An 11901-nucleotide genomic window follows, 5' to 3' on the forward strand; every position below is an offset into this window, starting at 1 on the left:
TTTGATAAATTAAAATATAAAATGTCAGAGTTACAAATTAACACGACCCAAAATGTGAAAATAATGTTCAATGCTGCAGGAGCAGGAGAGCGTTTGTTGGCATTCATTATAGATATGGCAATTAAAATTGGCTATATGTTAGTTTTAAATTGGACGGTTGGCGCTTTCGATAATATGGATCAATGGTCTCAAATAGGAATTAATACTGTTTTAAGTTTTCCGGTAATGTTTTATACTTTGGTTTTAGAGTCGCTTTTAGAAGGGCAAACTATAGGTAAGCGTGTTATGAAAATAAGAGTAGTAAAAATAGATGGTTATCAAGCCTCTTTATCAGATTATGTGGTGCGTTGGTTTTTTAGAATTGTAGATATTTATATTTTGGGTATAGGTTTTTTTGTGATGATGTTTAATAAGAAAACACAACGATTAGGTGATATGGCAGCCGGAACTGCAGTAATTGGTTTAAAAGATAGCGTAAATATTAATCACACTATTTTAGAAGATTTACGGGACGATTATCAACCTTCTTATCCAAATGTTATTAGATTGTCAGATAACGATGCACGTATTATAAAAGAAACATTCACAGTTGCAAAAGCATCAAAAGATTACCAAACATTAATAAAACTCCGCTCAAAAATAATTGAAGTTGTAGGTATAAAAAGTATGAAGCATAAAACCGATATGGAATTTATTGATGTTATTTTAAAGGATTATAATTTTTATACCCAGGACATGTAATGTTTTATACCATAGATATTTTAGGAACCATTGCTTTTGCAATTTCAGGAGTTTTAGTAGCTTTTAATAAAAAAATGGATTTATTTGGCATACTAATTATAGCATTTGTAACCGCAGTTGGTGGCGGCACACTTAGAGACTTACTTATTGGAGACACCCCAGTTAGTTGGATGAGGGATATTACATATACCTACGTTATTTTAACATCAGCAGTATTTGCAATTATTTTTAGAAGTAAAATTAACTATTTACGAACATCATTATTTTTGTTTGATACCATTGGTATAGGTTTGTACACTTTGGTAGGTATAGAAAAAGGAATAAATGCAGAATTACACCCTATTATTTGTATAGCTTTAGGGACCATGACAGCAAGTTTTGGAGGTGTTATAAGAGACATTCTATGTAATGAAATTCCAGTAATATTCAGAAAAGAAATTTATGCTACAGCATGTATATTAGGTGGAATCACTTATTTTTTATTAAACGAATTACCAATAAAAACAAACATTGTTTTTGTAATTGCTGGTATTGTGGTAATCGCAACCAGACTATTAGCAGTGAAATTTAAAATAGCTTTACCAAATATTTATAAAGAGTAAAATATTTTAGGCGTTACCCAAAGGGTCGGGCTTTTCAATACAATCTTTTTATTCGTTCCTCATAAAAAGGATTTCCTTTACAATCCCTAACGCAAAACCAAGATTAATCAATAATTTCAACTTTTCTAATGTAAATGTTTTTCATTGGCCAATCACCATCATCAGTATCAACTCCTGCTATTTTATCGATAACCTCCATACCTCTAATAACACGACCAAAAATAGTGTAATCACCATCTAAAAAATGTGAACCACCTTGTTGCTGCACAATAAAAAACTCAAAAGGAGATGCTAGTTTGTGAGGGTTGTTAATGTCGCTACTAGGCATAGAAATAACACCTCTATCATGTTTAAAACCTCGTTTGGTGTCTGGTGGTAAAAGGTATTTACCAATTTTAGCACGCTTTCTTGCCGTTTTTTTATCATCACTATTTCCAGCCTGAACAATAAAATTATCTATTACTCTATAAAATTGAGTGCCATCAAAATATTTTTGTTTAGTTAAAAAAATAAAGTTGGAACGATGAAATTTAGTTTCATTAAAGAGTAAAATATCAAAAGACCCAAAATCTGTAGTAATACGTACTTTATTTTCTTTATGATGTTTGTCATACTCCAAGAAAAATTCCATTGCGCTTTTAGAATCTAATTTAGGGTAAGCTCTTTCTTTAGTTTCAACTTCCTTTTTTAAAGCTTGTTTTTTTTTGACTTGAGTAGAATCGTGTTGTTGTGTTGTTTTCTTCTTAGTTTGTTTATCTTCACAATTCATAAACAAAAGAAAAACACTTAAAATCATAATTAGGCGCATACAATGAAATTTGATGATTTTTTAATATCGTTATCAAAAATAAAAAATATAGAACTACCAGCCGAAACATCTCATTTTAAAATGGTACCTCCGTTTCGTCAAGAGCTATTAAAAAAACAGCAAGATGCTATAAAAAAGGCCAAAAATGCTGGAGTTTTAGCATTATTTTATCCAGATTTTAATCATAAGACTAAGTTTGTTTTAATTTTAAGAAAATCATACAAAGGTGTGCATTCTGCTCAAGTTGCTTTTCCTGGCGGAAAATTAGAAAAACAAGATCTATCTATTGAAATTACCGCCTTGAGAGAAACTTATGAGGAGGTAGGTGTGCCCATAAATACAGTTAATGTTGTTAGAGAATTGTCACAGGTTTATATCCCACCAAGCAACTTTTATGTACATCCGTTTATAGGATTTACAAATAAAACACCAACTTTTATAAAACAAGATGATGAAGTAGAGGCCATTTTAGAAATTGCTTTAGAGCATTTTTTAGATGATAAATCTATCGTAACTAAAATGGTATCAACATCATACAGCGTTGATGTTGAGGTACCAGCATTCAAATTAAACAATCATGTGGTTTGGGGCGCAACAGCGATGATGTTGAGTGAAATTAAAGACTTGTTAAAACAACTTATGTAGTTTATAGATTTATTACATTTGTAGCATCTAACCAAATTTGATGCGTGATTTATGGGATTATTTAAAAAAAATCCATTCGGACATATATTATTTGTAAAAAAATGGCTCATAAGAATCCTTGGAGTTATGACGCACAGGCGTTTTCGTGGGTTTAATGAATTACAAATAGAAGGCTCCGAAATTATTAAAGACTTACCAGATACAAATGTACTTTTCATTTCAAACCATCAAACCTATTTTGCCGATGTAGTATCTATGTTTCATGTGTTTAATGCCAGTTTAAGTGGGCGCGTAGATTCTATAAAAAATGTAGGGTATCTATGGCATCCAAAACTTAATATTTATTATGTAGCTGCTAAAGAAACTATGAAAGCTAGTTTATTGTCTAAAATTTTGGCTTATGTTGGTTCAATTAGCATTGAGCGTACATGGAGAGCAGAAGGAAAAGACGTAAATAGGCAAGTGAAAATGAGTGATATTTCTAATATTGGAAAAGCTTTAGATGACGGTTGGGTGATTACATTTCCGCAAGGAACAACAACACCTTTTAAACCCATTAGAAAAGGAACAGCGCATATTATTAAACGTTATAAACCTATTGTAGTGCCTATTGTTATTGATGGTTTTCGTCGTTCTTTTGACAAAAAGGGTTTGCGAATTAAAAAGAAAAATATTCTACAATCTTTTGAAATAAAAGCGCCTTTAGACATTGATTACGATAACGAAACTACAGAAGATATTGTAAAAAGAATTGAGTACGCTATTGAACAACATCCATCATTTCTAAAAGTGATTCCTCAAAAAGAATTGGAAGCTTTGGAGGAATTAAATAAAAAGCGTGAGTGGTAATTAGTACATCTAAAGATATAGGTGGTAGAATGCATGTTGTTGATGCGTTAAGGGGGTTTGCTATTGTTTCTATAATGTTATTGCACAACATTCAGCATTTTAGCGTGGAATTTTCACCAGAAAACCTTCCTAATTGGTTAGAGAAACTAGATGAAATAATTTTGAAAGGTTCTTTTTTTGTTTTTGGTGGAAAATCCTATGCAATATTTGCACTACTTTTTGGCTTAACATTTTTTATTCAACTAAATAACAAAGAAAAAAAAGATGAAGACTTTAGGTTTATATTTGCTTGGAGACTTGTTTTGTTATTTGTTTTTGGGATAATAAATTCAGTTTTTTATTCGGGAGATATTCTTATTATATATGCGGTTATTGGTTTTTTATTAATTCCTGTTGCACGATTAAGTGATAACGTTGTTTTGTGTATAGCTTTATTTCTTTTCATACAACCAATTGAAATGATTAGCTTAGTTCAAGTTTCTCAAAATTCAAATAAAGTTTTAGTAAACTCAGATTCTTGGTCACATTTTAAGGGAATGGGTGAATATTTAAAAGATGAGTCTTTTATAAATACAGTAAAAGGAAACTTGACTAATGGTAAGGTTAATTTGCTGAAATGGAGCAATGAAAATGCAAGATTTTTACATGTTTTGTCACTATTTATGTTTGGTATGTTAACAGGTCGTAAACATCTCTTTAAAAAATCATTAGAGAATAATAGATTTTGGTTAAATGGATTAATTATTTCAAGTATTGTATTTGTTCCTTTATATATTTTTCAAAAAAATATAGATTTTATATTTGCTCGTGAATCTATGCGACATTCAATAAGTACTATAATTAGGTCTTGGACCAATATTTCATTTATGATTATTTTAGTATCTGGATTTGTACTTTTATTCCAGAAAAAAAAATGGAATAAAATTTTGAGTATATTATCACCTATGGGTAAAATGAGTCTTTCAAATTATATTTTTCAATCTATTATTGGAGCTACATTGTATTATGGGTTTGGGTTAGGACTTTATAAATACACAGGAGCTACGTATAGTGCTTTAATAAGCATTTTGCTTTCAATTATCATGGGATATTTTTCATTTTGGTGGATGAAAAATAATAAAAGAGGTCCTCTAGAAAATATTTGGCATAAAGCTACTTGGATGTTTTCTAGTGCGAAAAAAGCAAAAGAAGATATCGTTTGATTTATAAAGATACTACCAATTAACAATACATAGATTTCTTTCCTAAAATACAGGACTAAGATTAGTTTTTTTGCTTTGTAAGCTAAAGAAAGATAAATAAAAGTATGAATACGATAAATCATAGCCTTGCTTATGAAATTGGATATTTATTAGAGGGCCTAGACTTAGAAGCTCTTATAGACAACGATATGTTATAAAATATACTTTTGTTATTTATATTTATGTGTTTTAAAAATACCTAGTAATTACAGGTCTTCTAAAAATATTTGGGATTTAAAATATAAAACACATAGTTTTGTTTTAAATGAGAAAGCTTAATCTAAATAAAACTATAGATATTGGAAAACTATTTTTATAAGTTTAGCATATGAAAAATAAATTTTTATTTATTGCTTTCTTAACTAGTTTTATATCTTTTTCACAATGTCCATCAGGTGATTTATTTTTTGAAAATCAATCTGAACTTGACCAATTTATTTTTAACTACCCTAATTGCACAAAAATAAGTGGTCAATTATTTATACAATCATCTTCAATAAATAACTTTAGTCCATTAAGTAACATAGAAGAAATTGAAGGGCCATTGATAATATATAATATTGAAAACATTGATAATTTATCTGGTTTTGAAAATTTAAATCAAGTTGGAGGACTTGATATAGCATCCTCTTCTTTTAAAAGCTTAGATGGATTAAATAATCTTAAAATAATTAATGGACCTTTAACTATTGGTTACAATTTTGATCTTAATGATATATCTAGTCTTAATAGTCTAACTACTGTTTTAGGAATTATTGGATTAAGATATTTGTCAATTGAAAACCTTAGTGCAATAAATAATATTAATTATGATACAGTTACAAGTGTTGATTTAGTAGCATTGAATAAATTGCAAAGTATTAGTTCGGAAAGTTTATGTAATTACTTTAAAAATGGAGGCTATTCTAATGCAATAGAAAATAACACACCAGGCTTTAATTCTATTAATGAAATTATAGCTAATTGTACTATTGTAATACCCTCTTCTTCTGCAGAATTAACAGGTGTTTGGAATGATGATAATTCTGTTTGGAAAGCAAATATTTGTAACACTAAAATAATGACTTCTGTTTCAGGATTACAAAATGGAGCTTCTGTTGTGTTTAGCCAAGAATTTTTAGGCTGTAATATGGTTAATACTTATTCTTCAAATATAGTTGTTAATGAGCCTGCTCTAGGGGTTTATCTAGATTATAATGGTACTAATGGAGGTGTAGGGGTTTTAACATTTACTTTTTCTAGAGAAGTAGAGAATCCAATAATACACATTGATAAGATTGGTGGTTATTCCGGATTTGCTTCTAACTCAGTATTATTAAGACTAATTGATTCTAATTTATCTTTAACAAAATTATCAGCTAACGATCTTCATTTTGAAGTGACATCTAACACAATAACCCGAACGCCTGGAGCATCTTCAAGCACAACTGAATGCGGATTGCCTTCAGAAGGAAGTGCAGCAGGATCAGTTCAGATTAATGGTGTATTTAAAGAAGTTTCTTTTCAATTTGAATTAAATGGAGAAGATGGAATAGGAGATTTAATAGAAATTATATGGGAACTAGCATCTTGTGATTTTGATCAAGATGGAATAATAGATAAGGTAGATTTAGATGATGATAATGATGGTATTTTAGATACAGTAGAATTAAACGGCAATCCTCTTTTAGACACTGATAGTGATGGATTAATTGATTCACTTGATTTGGATAGTGATAATGATGGCTGTTTTGATGTTACAGAAGCAGGTTTTCAAGATCCTGATGCAAATGGGACTTTAGGTGATTTACCGGATATAGTTGATTCTGATGGTTTGATTATTAATGAACTTGATGGATATACAGCTCCATTAGACGTTGATGCTAATAGTGTATTTGATTTTCAGGAAGATAACCGTCCTCTGATAATAACTCAACCTATTAATAGTTTTACAATTTGTGAGCAAGACAATTTGATAATCTCAATTTCTGTTTCAAATTCTTCAAGTTTACAATGGCAAGTTAGTATTGATTTAGGTTTAACTTGGTTAGATTTAGATAATGATGCAATTTATTCTGGAGTTAATACTAAAAATTTAGAATTATCAAATATTCCATTGTCATATAATGATTATTGGTTTAGAGCAAGATTAGATGAGTTTTGTGATTTTTCAGTTTTGACAGATGTAGTTAAATTGACTGTTTTAAAAATTCCATATACAGGAATTGATGGCGAGAAAGTATTTTGCCAAAACGATGAGCCTGAAGATTTATTGAAATTTTTAGGAGACGATCCTGATACAAATGGTATTTGGAATCCATCTTTAAATAGTGGAACAGGTGTTTTCGATCCAAGTATTGATGCAAAAGGTGTTTATACTTATACTATTGATAATGGATATTGTTTTGATGAATCTACAGTTTCGGTTAGGTTTTCAAGTGAAGCAACAAGTGTAACTATTGATGTTGTTGATAATAGTAGTAATAACAGTATTAGCATTGATGCAACAGGTATTGGTAATTACGAATATTCTATTGATGGAATAAATTATCAGGATAGCAATTTGTTTGAAAGGCTTTATCCAGGAATATATAGTATTTACGTAAAAGATAAAAATGGATGTGGAATAATAGAGTTGGAGGAAGATGTGCTAGGATATCCAAAGTTTTTCACACCTAATAATGATGGATTTAATGATTATTGGAATATAAAAGGTGGAGAAAATACGGTTTATATAATAAACATTTATGATAGATATGGGAAATTACTAAAATCATTCGATAACTCATCTTTTGGTTGGAATGGTAAATTCAACAATGTAGATATGCCTTCGTCGGATTATTGGTTTCATTTTATAACTTCTGAAGGAAGAAAAATTAAAGGGAATTTCGCATTGAAACGTTAATTTTTTGGTTAATAACTCCTAATAATTCTTCTTTAAAAACCCTTTGTAAATTCATATTTTGCGCTTTGTAATCAAAAGAAAATAAGTGAAAGTCTGTATAGCAGAAAAACCAAGTGTTGCACGAGAAATTGCTTCTGTTTTAGGAGCTAATACTAAACGTGATGGATATTACGAGGGCAACGGGTATGCTGTAACTTACACTTTTGGACATTTATGCACTTTAAAAGAACCTAACGATTATAAACCGTATTGGAAAAGTTGGGATTTGAATAATTTACCCATGCTGCCCGATAAATTTGAAACAAAAGTGGTTTCAAATTCTGGAATTCAAAAGCAATTTAAAATTGTAAAAAGTTTATTTGATAAAGCTGAAGTTGTTATAAACTGTGGTGATGCCGGACAAGAAGGAGAGCTCATTCAACGTTGGGTAATGAATGAAGCTAACTATAAAGGTGAAGTAAAGCGTTTATGGATTTCATCATTAACAACCGAAGCTATAAAAGAAGGTTTTGAAAACTTAAAATCCTCAAAAGATTACGATAATCTATATTATGCAGGTTTTTCTAGAGCTATTGGCGATTGGTTATTAGGCATGAATGCTACTAGATTATACACTGTAAAACACGGTGGTTATAAACAAGTTTTATCGGTTGGTCGTGTCCAAACACCAACACTAGCCATGGTTGTTAATCGGTTTAAAGATATTGAGAATTTTAAATCACAACCATATTGGGAATTACAAACCTTATACAGAGACACCCTTTTTAGTTATGAAGACGGACGTTTTCTTAAAAAGGAAGATGGAGAAGCTTTAGCGAATAAAGTTAAAGAAAATGAGTTTGAAATTGAATCCATTACCAAAAAGAAAGGAAAAGAATACGCACCAAAACTATTTGATTTAACGGGTTTACAGGTGTATTGTAATACTAAATTTGGGTTCTCGGCAGATGAGACCTTAAAAATTATTCAAAAATTATATGAACAAAAAGTAGTGACTTACCCAAGAGTTGATACGACGTTTTTACCAAATGATATTTACCCAAAAGTAAATGGTATTCTTCAAAAGTTAACTAATTATTCTAGTTTAACACAATCACTTTTAGGGAAAAAAATAAAAAAATCTTCAAAGGTTTTTAATGATAAAAAAGTTACCGATCATCATGCGATAATACCAACGGGCATTCAAATTAACTTGCAGTATAATCAACAACAAGTTTACGATATTATTGTAAAACGATTTATTGCTGTGTTTTATGACGATTGTATTGTAGCAAATACAACGGTTGTTGGTAACGCCGCAAAAGTAGTTTTTAAAACTACAGGGAAAGAAATTTTAGAAAAAGGCTGGCGTATTGTTTTTGAAAGTCCCAATTCAAAAGAAAAAGAATCGGGTATTCTACCAACGTTTACAAAAGGGGAAAAAGGACCACATGAACCTTCTTTTTTAGAAAAGGAAACCAAACCTCCTAATCAGTTTACAGAAGCTTCTTTATTGAGAGCTATGGAAACCGCAGGAAAGCAAGTCGATGATGAAGAGTTACGCGATTTAATGAAAGAAAATGGTATTGGAAGGCCATCAACACGTGCCAATATTATTGAAACTCTTTTTAAACGCCAGTATATAAAACGTAATAAAAAGCAAGTTTTACCAACAGTTACGGGTATTCAGTTAATAGATACAATTCAAAATGAATTATTAAAATCTGCAGAGTTAACGGGTTCTTGGGAAAAACAATTGAAAGATATTGAAAAAGGAGAGTTTAGCGCAGCTGCTTTTATAAAAAACATGAAGCGTATGGTTGATGCTTTGGTTTACGAAGTACGAAGTGAAACTAAACGAGCAAATATATCGCAAGCAACTGTAATTAAAAATAGAAAAGCTAAAGTCACACATACAAAAGCTGCTGGAATTACTCAAGAAAGTTGTCCTAAATGTAAAAAAGGACAACTTATAAAAGGAAAAACAGCCTACGGTTGTAGCGCTTTTAAAGAAGGATGTAATTTTGTATTGCCGTTTAATTTTAATGATAAAAAAATATCTGAAAAACAATTTGTCAGATTACTACAAAAGGGGAGTACGGTTAATTTAAAAGGCTTTAAAACAGATACAGGAACTATAGAAGGTTTGTTACGTTTTGATGAGAATTTTAAATTAAAGTTAGAACCTAAGCATACTTCCGCGAAAGCGAAAACGAACGAGTTACCTTGTCCAAAATGCAAAAAAGGAACTATAATAAAAGGGAAAGCTGCCTACGGTTGTAGTAATTACAAATTGGGCTGTGATTTTAAAATGAGTTTTGAAATCGTTAGAGCTAAAATTAACGGACAAAAACCTACCAAAGAATTAGTGCATAATATCTTAAATGGAAGCATTTAAAAGCGAACATAGGCATTTTATTATCTATAAGCCGTATGGTTATTTAAGTCAGTTTTATAGTAATTCAAAACAACAAAAGGCTAAAAATTTTTTAGGAGAATTATATGATTTTCCAGAAGGCATTATGCCTGTTGGTAGATTAGATGAAAAATCAGAAGGCTTGTTATTGCTTACAACAGATGGTCAAATGAGTAACTTTATAAACAGTAAAAAAGTTGAAAAAGAATACTATGCGCAAGTTGATGGCGATATTACCAAAGAAGCAATAGAAGATTTAAAAAAAGGTGTTGAAATTGGTTTTGAAGGTAGAAAATACCAAACAAAACCTTGCGAAGTTTTTAAATTAGAAGGTGTTCCAAATTTACCAAAAGCCATTCAAAAAATACGTGATGACAGACATGGGCCAACAAGTTGGGTATCTATAACCTTAAACGAAGGTAAGTTTAGGCAAGTTAGAAAAATGACTTCTGCAGTGGGATTTCCCACGTTAAGATTGGTACGTGTTAAAGTTGGTCTTATTCACTTGAATAATATGCGTAATGCTGATGTTATTGAAGTTGATGATTTTATTGTTTAATCTTCTAATTTTTTTAATTCGGTGTAATTTCTGTTTAAACGTTTTAATAGCAAACCATAAATAAGTCTGTAAAACAACCATATTATTATCACAAAAATAATAGCAATAAAACCTAATAAAGCATAAACACCTATCATTTGGCCGTTATCAAAGTTAGCTGCATTTCTTGATAAATTAGGGTCATTATGTAATGCATAATAAAAACCAATTATTAAAGTTACACCTGCCATAATTAAGTTGTAAAGCACATAATACTTAATTATTTTACGTGTTTTTAAAATGCTTTCCATTAAGTTTTTTGCACTATCTGTAACCGATATGGACTTGTAAGACTGGTATAGCAAATAAATAAAAAGTAATATGATACCATAAGTAACAACTGTAAGCGCTGTTAAAATATGCTCATTGCTATATAAAACTTCAAGTTTTTGTTTGTATTCATCTGAATAGAAATAAGGGATGGAATTAACAAGAATCCAAAAAATAAGTTCCGCAATACTAATATAAAATAGGGTCTTTACAATTGAAGACGATTTTTTATGCAACATTGGGTAGATATCTTTTATCGATAACTTTTTGTGTTCCCCACTGGATTTATTCCAATCCTTTTTTAAAATATCTAATTCATCCATAGTCTTACGGATTTAGTATGGTTTTAAGTTTTGTTTTTATTCTATTCATTTTCACACGCGCATTAACTTCACTTATACCCAAGGTTTCGCTTATTTCTCTATAATCTTTATCTTCTAAATACAAGAAAACTAGAGCCTTTTCAATGTCGTTTAATTGATGTACCGCTTTATACAAAACCTTTAATTGCTGCTCTTCAGTATCATCATAATCTTCTGCTTTAATTTTAAATTCTACACCTTGAAAATCTTGAGTCGAAACGCGACGTTTAGATTTTCTATAAAGTGTTATTGCTGTATTTAAGCCTACACGATACATCCAAGTACTAAATTTAGAGTCGCCTCTAAATTTTGGATATGCACGCCAAAGTTGAATAGTTATTTCTTGAAATAAATCATTATGGGCATCATAATTATTTGTGTATAAACGACAAACCTTGTGCACAATATTCTGATGCTTTTCAAGCAATTCCACAAAACTATGTTCTAGTTCTTTATTCAAATTGATGGTTTAGTTATTCTGTAAGTAGCTAAAATAAATCAAACGT

Annotated in this window: 11 protein-coding genes; 8 read left to right on the forward strand and 3 right to left on the reverse strand. The window is 30.2% G+C overall.

Features of this window, described 5'->3' with window-relative positions; translation table 11 throughout:
- The first annotated feature begins 21 nt into the window (after window positions 1-21).
- Together BT151_RS14315 and BT151_RS14320 are read left to right on the forward strand one after the other, a co-directional pair.
- Entirely contained in the window at window positions 22-741 is a 720-nt protein-coding gene (locus tag BT151_RS14315; protein WP_072403015.1) for an RDD family protein, read from the forward strand.
- Window positions 741-1343, forward strand: coding sequence for a trimeric intracellular cation channel family protein (locus BT151_RS14320; protein WP_072403016.1), 603 nt, complete (start codon window positions 741-743; stop codon window positions 1341-1343). The genes BT151_RS14315 and BT151_RS14320 overlap by 1 nt, the downstream gene beginning before the upstream one ends.
- A gap of 103 nt (window positions 1344-1446) precedes the next feature.
- On the opposite strand, the gene BT151_RS14325 is transcribed toward BT151_RS14320, so the two are convergent.
- The gene (locus BT151_RS14325; RefSeq protein WP_072403017.1) at window positions 1447-2151 is read right to left on the reverse strand and encodes a peptidylprolyl isomerase; all 705 of its coding nucleotides are present in this window, start codon (window positions 2149-2151) and stop codon (window positions 1447-1449) included.
- A 3-nt stretch (window positions 2152-2154) separates the two neighbouring features.
- Here BT151_RS14325 and BT151_RS14330 point away from each other — a divergent pair, with 3 nt between their 5' ends.
- The 6 genes from BT151_RS14330 to BT151_RS14355 all read left to right on the forward strand — a co-directional run bounded on the left by BT151_RS14330 (window position 2155) and on the right by BT151_RS14355 (window position 10724).
- Complete coding sequence (locus tag BT151_RS14330; RefSeq protein ID WP_072403018.1) at window positions 2155-2796, forward strand: NUDIX hydrolase; 642 nt, start codon at window positions 2155-2157, stop codon at window positions 2794-2796.
- 51 nt (window positions 2797-2847) lie between these two features.
- The gene (locus BT151_RS14335; protein ID WP_072403019.1) at window positions 2848-3645 is read left to right on the forward strand and encodes a lysophospholipid acyltransferase family protein; all 798 of its coding nucleotides are present in this window, start codon (window positions 2848-2850) and stop codon (window positions 3643-3645) included.
- Window positions 3639-4847, forward strand: coding sequence for a DUF418 domain-containing protein (locus tag BT151_RS14340; RefSeq protein WP_216231125.1), 1209 nt, complete (start codon window positions 3639-3641; stop codon window positions 4845-4847). Before BT151_RS14335 ends, BT151_RS14340 begins: the two co-directional genes overlap by 7 nt.
- Window positions 4848-5214: 367 nt before the next feature.
- Window positions 5215-7770 (forward strand): T9SS type B sorting domain-containing protein, encoded by a 2556-nt coding sequence (locus tag BT151_RS14345; RefSeq protein WP_072403020.1) that lies wholly within the window; start codon window positions 5215-5217, stop codon window positions 7768-7770.
- Between the two features lie 85 nt (window positions 7771-7855).
- Window positions 7856-10147, forward strand: coding sequence for a type IA DNA topoisomerase (locus tag BT151_RS14350; protein WP_072403021.1), 2292 nt, complete (start codon window positions 7856-7858; stop codon window positions 10145-10147).
- A complete protein-coding gene (locus tag BT151_RS14355) occupies window positions 10134-10724 on the forward strand; it encodes a pseudouridine synthase (protein WP_072403022.1) in 591 nt (196 codons plus the stop codon). The genes BT151_RS14350 and BT151_RS14355 overlap by 14 nt, the downstream gene beginning before the upstream one ends.
- On the opposite strand, the gene BT151_RS14360 is transcribed toward BT151_RS14355, so the two are convergent.
- Both BT151_RS14360 and BT151_RS14365 read right to left on the reverse strand, forming a co-directional pair.
- A complete protein-coding gene (locus BT151_RS14360) occupies window positions 10721-11356 on the reverse strand; it encodes a hypothetical protein (protein WP_072403023.1) in 636 nt (211 codons plus the stop codon). The two genes, BT151_RS14355 and BT151_RS14360, sit on opposite strands and share 4 nt — an antisense overlap.
- Before the next feature lie 4 nt (window positions 11357-11360).
- A complete protein-coding gene (locus tag BT151_RS14365) occupies window positions 11361-11855 on the reverse strand; it encodes an RNA polymerase sigma factor (protein ID WP_072403024.1) in 495 nt (164 codons plus the stop codon).
- Window positions 11856-11901 lie beyond the last annotated feature (46 nt).

Source organism: Flaviramulus basaltis (assembly GCF_900114265.1).
Taxonomy (GTDB): Bacteria; Bacteroidota; Bacteroidia; order Flavobacteriales; family Flavobacteriaceae; genus Flaviramulus; species Flaviramulus basaltis.